General features: G+C 68.8%; 7 protein-coding genes. 4 read left to right on the top strand and 3 right to left on the bottom strand.

From position 1 onward, the window contains the following. Positions 1-51: 51 nt before the first annotated feature. The 3 genes from ACIQWX_RS14550 to ACIQWX_RS14560 all read right to left on the bottom strand — a co-directional run bounded on the left by ACIQWX_RS14550 (position 52) and on the right by ACIQWX_RS14560 (position 7715). Positions 52-2619 (bottom strand): hypothetical protein, encoded by a 2568-nt coding sequence (locus ACIQWX_RS14550; protein WP_400869861.1) that lies wholly within the window; start codon positions 2617-2619, stop codon positions 52-54. Beyond that, positions 2616-5318, bottom strand: coding sequence for a hypothetical protein (locus tag ACIQWX_RS14555; RefSeq protein WP_400869863.1), 2703 nt, complete (start codon positions 5316-5318; stop codon positions 2616-2618). Before ACIQWX_RS14555 ends, ACIQWX_RS14550 begins: the two co-directional genes overlap by 4 nt. Before the next feature lie 135 nt (positions 5319-5453). Beyond that, positions 5454-7715, bottom strand: a complete 2262-nt coding sequence (locus ACIQWX_RS14560) for an AAA family ATPase (protein WP_400869866.1) — start codon at positions 7713-7715, stop codon at positions 5454-5456. 173 nt (positions 7716-7888) lie between these two features. Between ACIQWX_RS14560 and ACIQWX_RS14565 the strand changes: the two genes are divergently transcribed. Genes ACIQWX_RS14565 through ACIQWX_RS14580 form a run of 4 tightly spaced genes read left to right on the top strand, consistent with a single transcriptional unit; the run spans position 7889 to position 16999 of the window. Then, positions 7889-9262: a hypothetical protein gene (locus tag ACIQWX_RS14565; protein ID WP_400869869.1), complete on the top strand. Its 1374-nt coding sequence runs from the start codon at positions 7889-7891 to the stop codon at positions 9260-9262. Continuing rightward, the gene (locus ACIQWX_RS14570; RefSeq protein WP_400869873.1) at positions 9259-11376 is read left to right on the top strand and encodes a CHAT domain-containing protein; all 2118 of its coding nucleotides are present in this window, start codon (positions 9259-9261) and stop codon (positions 11374-11376) included. The genes ACIQWX_RS14565 and ACIQWX_RS14570 overlap by 4 nt, the downstream gene beginning before the upstream one ends. Next, entirely contained in the window at positions 11373-15980 is a 4608-nt protein-coding gene (locus tag ACIQWX_RS14575; protein WP_400869876.1) for an AAA family ATPase, read from the top strand. Before ACIQWX_RS14570 ends, ACIQWX_RS14575 begins: the two co-directional genes overlap by 4 nt. Continuing rightward, the gene (locus ACIQWX_RS14580) at positions 15980-16999 is read left to right on the top strand and encodes a hypothetical protein (RefSeq protein WP_400869878.1); all 1020 of its coding nucleotides are present in this window, start codon (positions 15980-15982) and stop codon (positions 16997-16999) included. The genes ACIQWX_RS14575 and ACIQWX_RS14580 overlap by 1 nt, the downstream gene beginning before the upstream one ends. Positions 17000-17398 lie beyond the last annotated feature (399 nt).

A 17398-nucleotide genomic window follows, 5' to 3' on the forward strand; every position in this document is an offset into this window, starting at 1 on the left:
AAGCGCCGTCGCGCGTACCGTACCGCGAACCGACGTGGAAAGGCAGGCACGTCAGGTGGCCTGCGGCAGGGGAAACGCCGGCTTGGCGAGGGTCGCGGCCAGCAGACCGGCCAAGCGATCCGCCCGATGCCTGAAACGGGCGTGCAGATCCGGTCGCTCGCGGGCGAGCCGGTCGAGATCGGGCGAGGACAGGTCGAGCAGTTCGGTCAGCAGGACGCCACGGCCCAGTTCGAGTGCCGCACCGGCCTCGGCGGCGTCGGTGTACCGGAACGTGTCGGCGGCCTCGATGTGGACGTCCGTCATCCGGCGCAGCCACCCCTCCTTCTGTCCGCGCGTCGCCTGCTCGCCGACCAGGGCCCGCACCGCCTTCAGGGCGTCCCGGTAGGCGTCGGCGGCCGCCGGCCGGTCGCCCAGCTCTCGTGCCCAGTCTGCGCGTTCCAGTGCCGTGTCCGCTGCCAGTTCGAGATCCGTGTCCACGGCCGCGGCGGTGGCTGTGCGAAGGTGCTCGGTCCCGTTCCGGAGATCCTGTGCGTCGCCTGTCAGCCGGTGCCGGATGTGGTGTGCGTGACCGAGGTTCGCGCGGTAACGGACCGCGTCGACGCTCGTCTCCGGCGTCACCGCCACCGCTGTCTTCAGGAGGTCGATGGCCTCGTCCACGGCCGGTGGCAGCGGGGGAGCGGATGTTGCCGTCAGTAGCGTCGAGGCGAGCGTGTGACGCAGGCCGGCCGAGGGCATGCCCCGCGCGATCACCGTGGCCAAGGTGGTCCGCAGCAGCGCGAGGGACTCGGCCCGCAGGGACTCCGAGCCGAGCAAGGCGGCCTGATTGCGGAGTGCAGTGCCGAGATTGCCGCTTATCTCAGCGTGCTCCGGGCCGTCGGATGGAGTCGCCAGCCGCGCTTGACGAAAGAGGTCGACGCAGTCATCGAGGTCGTTGGTCCGCCCGGTCCAGGCGTGCCGTTCGGCGAGTGCGATCGCCAAGCTGTTCAGGCAAACCGGTCGCTCGGCCGAGTCCTCCCGCCCGACGTCCACTGCCCCACGCAGGACCTCCAGCGCGGCGTCCAAGTCGTCCAGACGGTGGTTGCGCGCGTACCGCAGCCACAGCACATTGCCCAAGCTGAGCCGGTCCGTCGCGGTGTTCAGCGATCGGGAGGGCGTTTTCCGCGCGGCCACGCGAAGCGATTCGATGGCGCGGTCCAAGTCGGCGACCGTACCTCTCCGGAGGTAGCGCTCGGCCAGGCAGATGCCCAGGCCCGTGAGCCGGTCCGGTCGCTTCGGCGACTCATGGGGCGTCGCGGCGACGGCGCGGTCGTAGCAATGCACGGCGCGGTCGAGATCGGTCGCCGCGGTTGTCGACTCCGCGTCGCGCCGCATCCGGGTGGCCAGGACGGCGCCCAGCTGTGCAAGGCACTCGGCGGGCGCGGTCCCGCGCGGGTATCCGTCGAGGACGGCTTCGGCCTGCTCGACGGCGGCGTCCAGAAAGGCCGGGTCGCCGGACTGGTGGTAGCGGTCGCGCAGGCACATGGACAGGGTGTTGCGCGCTGTCCGGCCCAGAGGCGACGACGGGTGCAATCTCGTCACCGCTTCGCTCAAGAGGTCTTGTGCGGCGTTCAGGTCTTCGACCGCACGGGTCTCGTTGTACCGCAACAACAAGGCGGTGCCCATGTTCAGCGCGTGGGCGTCCCGGTCCGGCGAGCCGGCCGCGGCACCGGCGAGCGCTTCGCCGAACGCCGTGATGGCGCGGCCGAGGTCCTCCTGCTGGGTGGTCGCCTGGTAGCGCTGCATCAGCCCGGTGGCCAGATCGCCGAGCCGGGCGGGCCGCAGGGTGAGAACGTCGTCGATCCAGTCCTTGGCGTCGGTGAACGCGCGGATCGCGCGCTCGAGGTCGTCCGGATCGCCGCCGACCGTGTACCGCAGCCGCAGTGCCTGGCCCAGCGCACCCAGCAGGCCAGGCCGGGTCGCCGAGTCCTCCGGCAGCGCGGCCAGCGAACTCGCGAGCACGTCGATCGCCCGCTGGAGGTCCCGCTCGTCCCGGGTCGCCTCGAACCGCGTCCGCAGGGCGGCGGCCAGTGCCTCGGTCACCACAGCCTGCGTCCGGGCGCCGGCGCCCGGGACCAGCCATGCGGCACGCAGCGCGGCGACAGATTCGTCCAGGTCGGCTTCGGTACCCGCCTGCCGGAAGCGGCGCAGGAGCATCCGCCCCAGGTCCAGCCGGGCGCCGCGGATCCGGGATCGGGACGTGCCCGTCAGGAGCTCGTCGATTTCCCGGGCGGCCGCCAACGCGCGTTCGAGAGGCACCGGATCGGAAGTGAAGATGAACTCTCGTTCGGCCGCCTCGGCGTTCGAGCGCAATTGGCGAGCGCGGTCCACCACTCGGTGGTATTCGGCGTAACCGGCCGCGACGCCGTGCCGGCGGCACAACTGCAGCAGCCAGGCGTGGTCGTCCGCCTTCAGCGCGGTGGTGGCTCGCGGCTGGGCATCCGCCAGCCGGTGCAGACGCCGCACCGACTGCTCGGTGAGCAGGTCGAGATGATCGTTGAGGAACGCCTCAGATGCGGGCCAGTCCGGTTGGTTGACCCACGAAGTGAGGGGCTCGGGATCGTTCTCGCGCGCATCGGTCATGACGTGCCGATGTGGTCCGCGTGCGGGGATCGGCTGACGCGGTCTTCGAGGTGGCTCAGCGCTTCGACGGACGTGCGGTACCGCAGGACGAGGTCTTCGCGGCCGGCGGCGGCGAGTGCGTCGAGATCGAGCGCGTCGCGGGCCAGCACTTCGGACAACACCTGCGCGCGGCCCTCTTCCAGCGCGCTCACCGCGTCGGCGGGCCGGCCCAGCCGGAGATCGGTCACCACGGCGTCGATGGCCAGGCCGGTGGCCTGGCGCAGCCAATCTTCCTTGTGCTGCCGTCCGTGCTGCAGCAGGAACAGCCGGCGCGCCGTCGCCCGGCCGTGACCGTGGGCCTCGGCAGCCTCGGCCCACTGCTCGCGGGTCATCGCCGCCCGGCCCCAGTTGCGAGCGCCTTGCAAGCTCCACGCGAGGTCGGTGTCCGCGCCTTCGACACACGCGGTGCGGTGCAACTCGCGGGCCGCGGTGAGGTCGTCCGGAGCGCCCGTGAGGCGATACCGCCGCTCGAGTGCCACCGCGAGATTGCTCGACCACCGGACCCGGGCGACGTTGGTGTCCGGCGCAATGGACAGCACAGTGTGGAGCGTGTCGATCACCGCGTCGAGGTCTTCCGGGCGATTGGACAGCGCCCAGCGTTCCCAGAGCGCGGTCGCGTGGTTGGCCTCGATCCGCGGGCAGTCGGGGGCCGTGTCCGGCAGCTCCGCGAGCGCGTCGTGGTAGGCCGCCAACGCCGATGCCAGCAGAGCAGGGTCCCGCTCGTCCCGGTAGTGGTCGATCCGGCAGGTGGCCAGGTTGTCGAGGTAGATCGGGCGGTCCGGACAGGTCGCCGCCGTCTGCGCCAGCGCGGAACGGAACGCCTCCTCTGCCCGGACCAGGTCGTCGAGTCGCCCGAGATGGCCATAGCGCACCCACAGGCAGTTGCCAAGTGAGTTCAGCAGCCCGGCCCGCGCGGGAGCGGTGGCCGGTGTCTCGCTCACGGCTTGGCGGTACAGCGCCACTGCCTGGTCGAGGTCGAGGCTCGTGCCTTCGCGTTCGAAGCGGCCCTGGAGCAGGCTGGCGTGGTCGCCGCGATACTCGACTCGGATCGGTGCTTCCTCGGCGGTGAGCGCCAGGAGGCGACCCAGCACGGACAAGCCGTCGGCCAGGTCCTGCGGATCGCCGATGTGCCGGTACCTCGCTTCCAGCGCCCGGGCGAGATTGCCCAGACAGCGCGGCAATGACGCGGCGTCCGGAGCCATGTGCGCGGCCGCGTCCCGCAATCCGTCCACCGCACGGTCGATGTCGGCGCGGTCACCGGAATGCCGGAACCGGTCCCGCAGCATGACGGATAGATCGTGCCGGGCGCCGATTTCGTCGACACCCGGTTCGCCCCGGGTCTCGAGTCCGCCGGAGATGGCCAGTTCGAACGCCTCGACGGAGTGGGCCAGATCCGCCGGATCGCCGATGGCGTCGAAGCGAAAGCCGTACGCGGCACCGAGGCTTCGCAGCCGTCGCACCCGGGCCCAACCCTCGAACGGCGTCGCGTCTAGGGCCGACTGCGCCGTTTCGATCACGATGGCCAGGTCGGCAAGCTCGCCGTACTGCTCGTACCGGGTGATCAAGGCCGTCATGAACGTGCCGGCGTAGAGCGACCACGCGGGGGTGCCGGGCTCGGCGACTTCGAGTGCCCGCCGGCTCTGCGCCACGGCTTCGTCCAGTTCGCCGGACACCCCGCTCAGCTCGAACCGTTGCAGGTGCGCGATGGCGCAATTGTTGGCGAACGCGGCTTGTTCGGCGGACTTCGCCGCGGCCGCCCCGCGAGCGTAGAGTTCGAGGGCGCGGTCGAGATCCGAGCCCGCGGTCGACAATCGGTATCGCTCGACGAGCACGTCAGCGAGTACGCGCACCCGCCGGGGCCAGTCGGACTCGGTTCCCGTACTCAGCTCCACCGCGAACTCGGCGCACTCCACGAGAGCGTCGACGTCGATGCCCGGCACACCTGCGGCGAGCAAGTCGTGACGCGCGCTGGCCAGGTTGGCCAGCCGCATGGCCAGTTCCGGACTGCCGGGGGGTGTCTCGTCCACCGCGCACGCGAACGCCCATTCGGCTCTGCGCAGTACGTCGAGGTCCTTGGTCTGCGAGAACATCTCCTGGGCGCAGGCACCCAGGTTGTTCAAGAACAGCGCCAAATTTGGGTTCGTCGGTCCGACGTGGGCCACAACCTGCTCGTGCAGCGCGAGCGCCGCGCGCAGCTCTTCCGCATCGCCGGACCGTGCGAACCGGTCGGCACGGGTCAGAGCGAGATTGTCCTGGCATAACAACAGGTCGTCGTCCGCGTCCGGCATCTCCGCCGCGGCCTCGGTCAGCACCTCGAACGCGGCGTCGAGAGCATCCGGTTCGCGCAGGTCGTGATGGCACTGACGCAGGCAGTTGCCGAGGTTGTTCAGCAACGCGGGATGCCGGTCGAGGTCGACTGCGGTTTCGTAGGCGGTCCGGGCGCGGCGCAGATCGGAGGCCTCGCCGCCGCTGTCGTGCCGGTCCATCAGCGCATTGCCGAGTTCGTCGTGGTAGTCCGCCGCACCTTCGATCGCCACGATCGCCTCCCACCGGTGGACAGCGTCGTCGGCATCCTGCCACCGTCCGGTGCGCGCGTAAGCGTCCCTTGCCTCATCGGCTCGCCGGATCATCGCCGCGAGGTCGATCGCGTCCGTCGACATGCAGTCACACCTCGTCAGTCCTCGTTTCGGGCTCTCGAAGGCTATGGCGTACTGAGCCGGTTCGCCAGGCCGGATATGGCGTCAGCGTCGACCCCGAGACGCATCGGAGACCACCCCGCCGAGCGCTGATCAGGTTCAGGACTTCGCCCGGACGGGTGGGACGAACGAATCCGGGCCGGAACGCTCGAACTCCTGAAGGAGGTTGTCCCTCAGCATCTTCGAGTTGGTGATCCGGCTCTGCAAGCCTTCACCGAGGCAGCGTTCGGCCAGCGTGTCGAGGGAGCCGAAGGTGACGACCTTCGTCAGTTTCTGGGCGCCTCGTTGATCTATTTCCGCCATCTTGTGGCGGTACTCCTCGTCGCGGCCCGGGTGTTCCCGCTGCAGGTCGGCGATCTGGTTCTCCAAGGCTTCACGCTGAGGCCTCATCTCGTTCTCCACCTTCTCGAGGTGCTTCGAGAACCACCGGAGGTGCTTGTCGGCCAGCTTCCTGCCGGTCGATCGGCTGTGCCAGGACTCCAGATAGCGCATCTGCGCCTGGAGCACCGGGTGCCCGATCCGAGCCGCCTTGTCGAGGCGGCCGCGCCGCGTCACCGCGTCGTCGAGTTCGAACTTCTCGGCATTGCTGTTGATCACGAAGACGATCCACCGGTTTTCCCGCAGGCGCTGCAGCCGCGGCAGCATGCCCGAGGTGATGAAGGCACCCACCGTCCGGCTCTCGATCGGGGTCGCGCTGGGGCGCCATTTGAAGAACTCTTCGCACTCGTCGAACAGGACCACCGCTCGCCGCAGGTGCATCAGATCTTCGAAGATCTCGTCGGCGGCGGCCTCGAAACCTTCGATGCCGTGCCGGAGGAATACGGGAGGTGACAAGGTGAGGAGGGGCCAGTCCAGCTCGCGTGCCGCCGCGGTGACGAGGGACGTCTTGCGGGTTCCCGGCGGCCCGTACAGGAGGAAGGAGGCGGTCTCGACCGGGCGTTCGTTGACGTTGCGCAACGTGGGCTCCAGGATCTCGGACTTGATCCCGTCCACGATGCTGTTGGCTTCGGTCGGATCGACGAGTGAAGCGAACTTTCCGAGGCGGCTCGCCGGCAGCTTCTGGGTCTGCAGGATCCGGTAACGGCTCGGCTGGGGGATCAGCCAGGTCAGGTCGGCCCAGAAGCTGCGGAACGCCGGCGCGCTCCTGGTCGCGCGGTACTTCCGGAGGATTCGTTCTTGGCGGGCGAGCCTCAGTGCCTCGCGGTAGGCGAACAGGAACTGCAGGACCACGGCCGTGGTCCAGGACTCGATCTCGTAGCCGGCTCTCGTCCGGTCGTTGCGCCACCCGCTGGCGTCTTCGTGCTTGGCGAAGGAGCTCTGCACCAGCCGGAACGAGGCGTCCATGGCCGGCAGTGCAGCCGTGTAGATGCCCATGTCTGACTCTTGGAGATCGAGGAGCGTGACGGTGGACAGCGCCAGGCTGAGCTCGACGCTGGGGATGTACACCAGGCGCCGCCCGCCGAAACTGAGCACGCCGGCGCTCGTCCACGTGCCGCGCTGCGACTGGTCCTTGACCAGCGCCGCGACTCCTTGCTCGATCAGCGGCGAATCCGCATCACCGGTGAACCTGGCCAGCAGCGCACAGCAGCTGACCAGCGAACTCGAGTCGAAACCGGGAGCGGGCAGCAGGTGCAACCCGAGCTGTTGCACGATCTCGTCACGGACCCGGTTGAGCAACTGCGCCTGCGGGAACGTCCCGTCCGGGCCCCGGGTGCCACTGGTGTTGACCTGGGCGAGTGTGCGAGCGGCGGCGTCCAAGGCGCGGACGCTGTGCAGGGTCAGGAAGTGGTGGGTGCGCGCGGATTCGTGGACTTTGACGCCGTCGTCCGAGAGCTGTTCGCTGACGACGGCGGTGAGTTCGCGGAGATAGTCGATCAGGTTGTTCCGCTGATCCTCGGAGAGCTCGAGGTCGCACGTCAATGCGGTGACCGGGCTCAGCGCGAGCGAGAGCGACAACAGCAGCTGGGCGTCGGTGAAGGGGTTTTCCCGGTTTTCACCGTGGCCGCGCAGCAGGTCCAACGGCAGGCTGAAGTACTCGGTGACCATCTGGGCCACGGCCGACCGTATCTTCGCCGCGAGGGATGAGGAGGGCGCGAGCAGGTCGTTCTCGCTGAAGAAGTAGGCGGCAGCGACCAGTGCTTGGAACGACCGGTTGTTCGAGGTGGCGCCTTTGCCGCGACCGAGTGCGGCCGGGCTCTGCGTCTCGTGGTCGGAGGAGTCCCCTTTGGCGCGCCAGCTGTCCCGCCAGAAGTTCCCGCTCCGGTCGTCCCAGGTGCTCATCAGCGATTCGCAGGCGCGGACGAGCCACCTGTCGACGACCTCGGTCGAGACTTCCTGGCTTCCGGGTGGTGTCTGATACACGTGGTCTCCCCAGCAGTAGACGATCCAAGTTGCCCTCTCGGGTCGCCCGCAACTCGTGCCGTGCTACAGCCCGCCCCGGGACCAAACGACGAAGTTCACCCGAACAGCGCAGCCCGCGGTGGTGTTTGCGGCCGTTGTAACTTCGGAAGGTGATCTAGCGACCCAAGGGGACGATGGACATTCAGGCTTCGAGCTCATCGCTGCTCGCCGGCGCGGTCACTGCCGACCGCCTGCGTGCGCGAGTGGCGCGCTGCGCGGAGACGATCTCGGCCACGCGGGACGATGTGGTCACGTGGGTCACAGCCCGTCGCGGAGAGCGTCTTTTCCGACGGTTCGCCAGTCACCTCGATGTCCTGGAGTCCGTGTTGCTCGGCGTACTCGACCGGATCGCGGCCGCCCAGAGGGAGCAGGAGAGCGACGCCGGCGCGGAGTACGCACGCTGCCGCAGGATCGACCGGTGCACAGCCGTGGTGCGTGCCGTCTGGATCTGGTATGCGGTCAAGTATGACCAGCGGCTCAGCGGGCAGCCGCATGCCGATCTCCTGGCTTCGGCCGACGCGATCACCCTCAGCTGCTGGCAGGAGCCGTTCAGACGGGCCTTCCGGACACCGCCGACCGGACCGTTGTGCTTCGTCGACGACCGTTCGGACGGACACGTGCTGCGGCGTTGCTCGGTGCCGGGGGAGCTGAAGCTCACCGGGGACCAACTCGTGGACGAGCTTATCACCGAGCTTCCGGTGCCGATCATCGCGCTGCCCGAAGGAGCAGGCAGAGGTGCCTGGTGGCTGGCGGTCACCGCCCACGAGACGGGGCACCACGTGGAGCACGACCTCGGGCTGAACGGCGCAGTCCGGGACGCGCTGTCCCAGGCGGTTCCGCAGGCGTTGAGGAGCAGCTGGCGCGCGTGGTCGGGCGAAGTGTTCGCGGACGCCTACGCCGTGGTGATGCTCGGACCGGCCGCGGTGTGGCCCATCGAAGAGCTGCAGTTCGGTCCGGCCGGCTTCATGCTGCAGGCCACGAAGACATATCCTGCTCCGCTCGTGCGGCTGGCTTTGCTGGTTGAACTGCTTCGGCAGCTGGGCGCGAAGGAGCCTTTGTTCGGCGCCGAGGAAGCACTGAGCCAGCTCGAAGACCTGGCAGCAGGGCGCAGGGAACGCACCATGGCCCATCTCGGCGCGCTGCCGGAGGTCGCGAACGGCCTTCTCGAGCTGTCCGTGGGCGGTGGCGCGCTCGGCACCTTCGCGGATCCGTCAGTGATCCAGGGAACGGGACTGGTGATGGGCTGGGCCGAGCAGCTGGGGAGGGAGGACCGGGTGATTTCGCCGAAGGACGGACGCAGCGCGCCCAGGTTGTTGCTGGCGGCGGCGGCGCGACGGCACCGGACCGTGGTCACCCCGGACGACTTGGCCGGTCTGCACGGCAACCTGCTGGCCGAACTGGCCGGAAGCGGCGCGCCCGGAGTTCTCGCGGACGACGCTCGAGTGCTGCCGGCGGGACTCGCCGATCGTCTCGCTGATCGCCTGCTCGCCGCGGGAGGTGTGGCGTGATCCTGCCCCGGGTCGTCGTGGACGTCACCTCGGTACCTTCGGCCGGTTGGCTGATTCAAGTTCGCGGGGCGGAGGTCGAGGCCACCTACGACATGGCCGGTGAAGAGGTCGTCGTCGCCGGCGAGCCGCAGCGTGTGCCCGCCGGCATGGACGATCCTGTCGGCCTGCTCGGCCGCATCCGGAGCCGGACACCGGAATGCGGCGACATCAAGAAGTACGGCAAGTGGCTGTTCGACGCCCTGCTCGGTTCTGTGTGGCCGCAGCTGCGTGATGCGCCGGTGGTCCGTGAAGCCGGTGGCCTCGAGCTGGGCTTGCGCTGGGCCGTGGGTGAGACGGATCTGCACCGGCTGGTGTGGGAGGCGATGCACCACGACACGGCGCCGCTGGCGGGTGACCCGGAGCTGTTGATCGCGATCACCCGGCTGGTTCCCGTCGAGGTGGACAACGTGGTCACGGTGGAACGGACACCCCGGGTGTTGTTCGCGATGGGCGGGTCGGCGGTCGACGACACGATCCGGCCGGGTGCGATGTTCATGGGACTGCTGCGGGCGTTCGACGCTGAAGGGGTGTGTTCCTCGAAAGCCGTGCAGGTCAACGGCCTCGACGGACTGGCGGAAACCTGCGCGGCGTTCCGGCCCGACCTGGTGCACATCGTCGCCCACGGCGCGTACGTCGCCGGAAAGGGCAGCGTCAAGCTCGGGCGGGATCGCGACGTGACAGCCGAGAAGCTGGCTCCCGCCTTGACCGGTGGCCATCGTCCCCTGGCCGTCGTGCTGAGTGCGTGCGGCAGCGGGTCGTTCGCGACCTCCGACGGCGGACCCCTTGCGGCAGAACTTGTCCAGCGTGGCATCCCGATCGTGTCCGCGGTCTCCGGGGAGGTCAGCGAGCAGGCGTGCCGTCTGTACACCCGCAGGCTGGTGGGTGCCATCGGAGACGGGACGCCGCTGGCGACAGCGGCGGCGCAGGGCCGTCGCGCCGCCTTGCGGACGTCGTCGAACAGCGCCGACCAGCTCGACTGGGCGATGCCGTCGTTGTTCGTCGCCGACTCGGTACCGGCCACGTTCCGCCCGATCGACCCGGATCGGGCCGGCCGGGCGGTGGATCTCGCGACGCGGCTGATGCTCCGCGAGCCGCCGTTGTTCATCGGCCGGACAGGGATTCTCGAGAAGGTCGAGCGGCTCGTGACCGATCGGGACGCGGACCGGGTCGGTGTCCTGGGGGCGGTGGGCGAGGACATCTCCGGGCTTGGCGGCACCCGGCTCTTGCGCGAGCTCGGTTACCTGCTCCTGTTGCGTGGCCACTTGCCGCTGCTGCTTGGGCCGTACACGTCGACGGCGCCACCGAACACGTTGAAGGACCTGCTCACCCAGATCCTGGCCAACATCGGCCTGCTGGCTTCGAGGGCGAGCCTGGTCCTTCCCCGCCTGGAACTCCTCGCCGGGTACTACGACACCGACCCACCGCCAGACACCCAGTACGAGGCGGAGCTGGCTTTCCGGCAAGCGTCCGTCAACTTCGGGAACGATCCCACCACCCCCGACTGGGGTATCGCACAGACGAAACTGAGAGCCGACTTCGCCGCCGTGGCTCGCGCCGCGGAGTCCCTGGGTGAGCCGTTCGGCCCGAAGACCCGCATGGTGCTGCTGGCCGATGACATCCACAAGTGGGGTGTGACGGCCGAGCTGCTCCGACACCTCGAACTGTATGGCCAGCGTGGACTCGGTGACGCATCAGTGGCCTTCACCTCGTCCGTCGGGACACCCAACGGGCTGAGCGTGAAAGCCTTCCACGAGCGCATGATCTCGATGCCCGGGTTCCTGTTCCCGCAGCTGGGCCCGCTGACCGCCGAAGAGGCGGTGGTGGGATTCCAATGGGTGCTGTTGCACCCGACGCAACTGTATCCCGAACCCGGGAAGACGCGGCCGGTCTACGCGGCGCTGCCGACCGCGCCCCGGGCCGTGCTGTCCAAGGCATTCCAGCTGCTGAAGGGCAAACCGACCGCGGTCTGGGACGACGACTTCTACCTCATCGCCGAGCTGCTCGCCTTGAACGACAAGTTCGTCGCCGCTGACGACGAGGCGGCGTGGACCAGCTACCTGGAGCTGTACCCGTGACCGACGAGCTGAGCGAAGCACTGCTCGACGGGCTCGCTCGCCTGCGCGCGGGGTCCCGTGGCAACGCGCTGCGCGAGTTCGATGCTCGGACGCTGTGCCGGGTCAGCTTGCTGCCGCGGTGGACCGAGTTGCTCGCAACCAAGCTCTCCCTTGAGATCCCCGGCGAGTACCGGGATTTCGTCGACCGGCTGAGCCAGTCGGGACTTGTGGAAGTCGGGATCACGACTTCGCCTGTCGGAGAGCCGCAGGAAGCGTTCTGGGTCCGTACCCGGCGCCGTCGTGAAATCGGAGACCACCTCAGGGACCGGCTGGGCGCGAGAGAGCTGCACGAGGAATATCGGAGCTTCCGCGCACTCGTGGAGCGGGAATCCGACGCCGACCCCGAGCTGGACCTGTGGCTGAGCGTGCGCCGGTTCCACGATGACGCCTCCGGGCGCGCCCTCATCGACGCCGTCGAGGATCTCATCAGCCGAGGCCACGGCGCGTCGGCGGCGACGACGATCGCCGCGGCCCGGCTTGTGGCCGACGTGATCGGAGGACCGCTCGACAACGCCGTGACGAGGGCCCAGTGGCGGCTCGATCGCGACTACCGCGCCCGGGATGACCTCGACCACCTGCGCGGCTACTTCCGCCGTGAGGAGGTCGAATCCTCGTTGCGGAAGTTGCTCACCGAGAACGGCAACTCCTGGGCCCTGCACCTGAGGGGCGAAGCGGGCGTCGGCAAGACGATGGTGCTGCGCTACCTGGCCTCCGGCCAGTTCGCCCGGGACCACGACCTGTCCGCCTTCCCCGTGGCGCGGATCGATTTCGACCACCTGGATCCCCGTTATCCCGAACAGCGTCCCGTCGAGCTGCTCGTCGCCCTCACCGACCAGCTTGTGGGCTTCGCTTCTTCGCGAGACACCGAGCACTACTACCGATCCGTCCACGACGTGGCCGAGTCACTGCACGAGGAGTTCGAACGGCAGGCTCCCGACCCCGCCCGGACGGCGAAGCTGATCGACGACGCGATCCGCCGGTTCGTGTCGCTGGTCGAGGGGATCGGCGGACCGGTGGTGCTGGTTCTCGACACGTGCGAGGAAATGGCGAAGCTGTATGCGCCGGGCACCACCGCACCGGCCATCGACCGGACCTTCGAGCTGCTCGAACGCTTGCACACGCTCGCGCCGACTCTTCGCGTCGTCTTCGCCGGACGACGCGAACTCGTCCCCGGCTCCGAGGAGTCCGGGAGTCCGGCGCTGCAGCCGAGGCCGTACCTCGATGTCCTGACCGTCGAGGGATTCACCGAAGAAGAAGCCCGCCGTTTCGCGAAGGCGCGCCAGGTGCCGACCACGCTGCTCGCCGCCGTCCTGGAACGCTCATGGATCCGGGGGACCCGCCGCTACAACCCCTTCGACCTCGAAAGCTACTCGACCTGGGTCCGGTCCGACCCGGCGCTGGACCCGGAAGAGCTGCTCAACGCGCCAGGAGATCCGTACATCGAGCGACGCATCATCGCGCGGATGGACCCGGACGCCGCGACCGCGCTGCCCGTCGCCGTCGCGTTCGGCACCTTCGACCGCGACCTGATCGGTCCCGCGCTACGACGGATGGACCTCGACCCGGAACCGGTGTTCGACGCCCTCGCCGGGCAGGAGTGGGTCCGGCTTCGCCAGGGCGGTCACGGCGACCGGCCGTGGATCATCGAGATCGATCCGCACATCCGCGAGCGGATGGAGCGCGCCCTCGGCGACGGTCCACAGGTCGACATCGACGAGCTGGGGCGGGACGCGGCCGGGCTGATCCGGGGGAGCCGCCTGGGTGAGGTCCCGTCCGAGGTGGTCGAGGCGGCGATGCGGATGTTGCCGATCACCGAGGCTGCCACGGTCTGGGACGACCTGGACCGCCGAATCCTCCTCGAAGGCGAGTGGGGTTGGGCGATGCAGGTCGCCGGGCGGGTCGCGGCCGGTGAGGCGGCGCGCGGGCAGACCGGTGCCAACCTGCTCGCGACGGTGCACGCAACCCAGGCGTCCGCGCAGATCCACGCCCGGCTGCCGGCCGGCAGCCGGGCGGGCGCGTCCGCTGGCGTGCCTGGGGGACGATCGAATCTCCAGGCGATGTGGTCCGCCGTCCTCACGCATGCGAGCCGCTACCCGGATCCCCGTCGGCGGCACACTCTGACGGTACGGGCGGCCTGTGGCCTGGTGGCGGCGGGAGCCGACCATGAAACGGTCGACTGGGCCGACCTGGCCGACCTGATCCGGGAGGGCACCTTCGCCGGAGCTGTGCTGGCGGCAGCCGAAGCCGCGGCAGCGGCTGCGGTGCAGCCGGAGAGGCTCGACCTGGTGCTGGCCAAGCTGAGCGGACACGACGCAGCTCAGATCGCCGCGCAGGCACTGATTCTCCGCAGCGGTCTGCTGCTGCGAGAGGGGAATCCGGCCGACGCCGCCGAGTTGGCGCAGCGAGCGGTCGAACTGACCGACACACTGCCGGCGGACCCGGGGTGGCACGACTGGGTGCCGCCGAGAGGATTGACGGATCGGGCCCGACTGCTGCGGTTGGCCGTCGCCCTCCGCGGCGGTGAGCCGGTCGAAGAGGCCCGATGGCAGAGCTGGCGGAAGGATGCGTTGTCACGAGTCCGTACCCTCGACGTGGACGCCGACCGCCTGCTGGGCGCGACCATCGACTACGAATTGTGCCACCGAGTGCCGTACTCGATCCCCAATGTGGACTTCCGCGCCGAAGCAGCGATGACCACGGAATGGCTGCATTTCGGGCTGAGCAGGCCCGCGGTGGTCGCCGTAGCGGACGCTTTCGCCGCCCGGGGAGACGCCAAGTACGCCGCCTTGTTGCTGCGGAACTACCGCAACCGCGCCGCGCACGACGGTGGTGACTCGCGCGCTCTGGAATCTTGTGAACTGGCTCTGCTGCGGCTTTGCCGTCGGCACCGGACCGTAGAATTCGCTTCGGTCAGCCGTCTCGCACGAGAGGGCACTCCACGCGTCCGGGACGAGGCGTGGCTGGTGTTGCGACTCGTCCAGGGGATCGAACCGGATACGAAGAAGCTGGGGACCGGATACGGCCAGTGGCGCTGCGACCCCGACTACCTGCCGCCTCCCGATGACGGCAGTTGGCAGCCCGTGGATCACCTCGACGTATGGGAGTCGTCCGTACTCCGCTCGGAGTACGAAGACCTGCCTGACGTGCCCGATGCGGAGCGCGCCCGCGCGGTCGCCGCCCTGCTGGCCGGGGAAGTGCGGCAGCTCGTACCCAGATCCGGTACTCATCTGCTGAACCTGGCGGAGGCGACTTTTCGCGCCTGTGGCGATGCTCGCGGCGCCGAGCTCGCCCGGCGGTGGGTGGAGGAGCCGCCGGAAGCACGGTCGGCGACATCTGCCGGGCCGGGGAGCCAGCCGGTGACGATTCGCGGTGTCTACCGGTCCAGCATGCGCGTCCGTCTCCGGGACGCGCGTCGATTCCTGGGCAGGCTTGTCTCGACCCCCGGCTGGCCTCCCGGGCGGCCGATTCTCCTCACCCAGCTCCTGGGCGTTCTGGCCGTAGCCGTCTTCCGCGCGGTCGACCCCGCGACCGTTCCGGCGTCCTTCGTGCCGCTGGCCTGCGCGATCTTTCTGGTGACCTGGCTGGGGCTGCAATTCCTCGGCGATCACTTCGTCGACACGATCAGGATCCGCCGATCCTCGTCGGCCAATGCCGACTTGACCAACGGGCCACCCTTCCGGCTCGATCAGCTGGATCCCCGCCCTCCTGGGCAGCGAAATCCTGGCCGGAGGCGCGGCGGCCTGGCCGTGTTCGGGCGGTACCGGCTGCCCGATGCACGCCTGCCGATGCCGGTCGGCCGAGTCGACATCACCTTGTCCCGGCCGCTGGGCAACCGGCTCCCGCACGTCATCGCCTTGGACGTCGAGCGCGAGCTTCAGGGCCACCCGTGGGAACAGTGGGTCGGTCGTGGGCACCCCGCCCGGCGCACCCGTCCGCTCATGGTCCGCCTGCGCCGCGGAGAACGCCGCCGGGTTCACCCGCAGGCCTGGGCCGAGTGGGTCAGTGTGTTCCACGGCCCGGCGCACCTCGAACCTGATCTGCCTGTTCGCGACCTGGGCGGCCGGCGGTTGCTGCACATCGTCGGCGTTCCCGTCCCGACGCCGTCAGGGACGTTCATCCGCGTGCCGTCTTCTCGGGACACAGCCGCGGCCAGCCGGCGGGTCCACAACCGTGAATCGCTTCTCGACCTCGACGCGCTGACGGCCGCACCCACCGCGGTGCTCGTGCTCCAGGCGGAACCGGTGGACAGCCGGCCAAGACCGCTCGAGGAGATGCGCGCGGACTTCGTCGGGTGCGCGCTCACGGCGATGGACAACGGCGTGGACGTGGTGCTGATCATCCCGCCCCTGCCCGACGAACTGGCCGACTTCGTCACCCACCTGATCTGGCGCGAGCTGGCGGAAGCCGCTGAACCGCCGGCCGTGGAGCAGGTCTTGACCTTGGCAGCCCGGTTGCGGTCACGGATCGCCGCGGCCGAGCTGCCAAAGGCCGGTTCTTGGTCGGCCGAGCTCGACACCATCCTGTTCCACCGGGCACCCCACCTTGCGAAGGAGAACGACGTCTGATGCCTGCTGCCACGCTGGGTGAGCGAGTGAAGGGCTGGGTATCGGCCAACGCGGAACACGCAGTGGTCCGGTTCTTCCCCGATCCCGGCGGCGCGCCGTTGGAAGGGGGTGAGGGGTACCTCCGCCTCTGGCTGGTGGAAGGGTTCCTGGGCAAGCAGAAAAAGTGGGCAACGAAGTACTTCCCCGCACTACACGGCGGAGTGGTATTGAATTTCCTCGGCAGTGAAGACACGTCGTTCACCAAGTTCACCAAGCAGGGAGCCTCGTTGGCGGCGCCCGGTGCCTTTCTCAACTATCCGATGACGTCGCTCATCCCGTTCGCCGGTGGGACGGTCGAGGTCGAAGCCGAGCTCTACCAGGTCACGGCGGGCAGCCCGCTCGACACCGCGGTCACCATCGCCGGTGGCCTGGCCTCCCTGATCGGGCCTCCGCTCTCCGTCGCGGCAACGGTGGCCGAAAAGGTCTCGACCGGGATCAACGCCGTGCTCGACGCTCAGAAGGAGCGCCCGGTCCTGGCGGTGCACCAGGCCCTGAGTTCCGCAGGCGGCGGTGGTGAGCTGCTTCGTCCCGGTTACCTCGCTGTCGTGAACGACCTGCCGGCAGCGGCTCGGGCTTCGTTGCACATGGAAGACGGACGGCTGCACGGGGCCGACGGCCAGCTGACGGGGTGCGACTTCCTCCTCCTGCGCATCGAGTGCCAGGAAGAGCGCGACGATTGGCGGTTCCCCAAGCTGGAGCAACTGCGCAGGAGCGCCATCGACGCTTACCACTCGGAACGGTTCGAGGAGTTCGAGAAGCTAAAGAAGTTGGCCATCGCCGAGGTCTTCAACTCGGCGGATTTCACGGAATCGGATGCCTTTCGAGTCGCGGCGTATCTAAGGGCGAGCTTCGAGAAGGTGACTGAGTTCGGCGTGGTTCCGGATCAGGAGAACTCGACTCTCGATCCTATCCCCGTGCACTTGCTGCCCGACCGCTTCGAAGTAGCCGAACTGACGTTGGCGGACTTGCTTCGCTTCTGATCGGTCGATGCCGCCCGCAAGACCGGCTGTCCGGGTCTCGATCAGAGTATTAGCGGCCCGGCCTGGCGTCGGTGAACCACCGCAGTGAACGGGCAGTTGCTGTTCGGGATCGTGCCGCGCACGACCTCGAGTAGGTTCAGGGCCGTCGCGCGCGCCGGTGGTTGGTGGCTGCAAGCGCCCCGCGGCGGTGAGCAGCGCTATGATGGTCGCATGAACACGCATCCCGCGCAGGGATGCTACGAACATGTGTTCGAGTCCCCCTTTGAACACGTAGACGTGGGAATTCTCCCGCGTCGCGGTTGGGCTGCTGGGCGTCAGTCAAGCTGCAGGTCCGTGGCAAATTTCAGGGTGGGGTTATAGATCAACTCGGTCCTCGGACACAGTATTACCCCACGGATC

The sequence above is a fragment of the Amycolatopsis sp. NPDC098790 genome (genome assembly GCF_044759945.1).
Lineage (GTDB): Bacteria > Actinomycetota > Actinomycetes > Mycobacteriales > Pseudonocardiaceae > Amycolatopsis.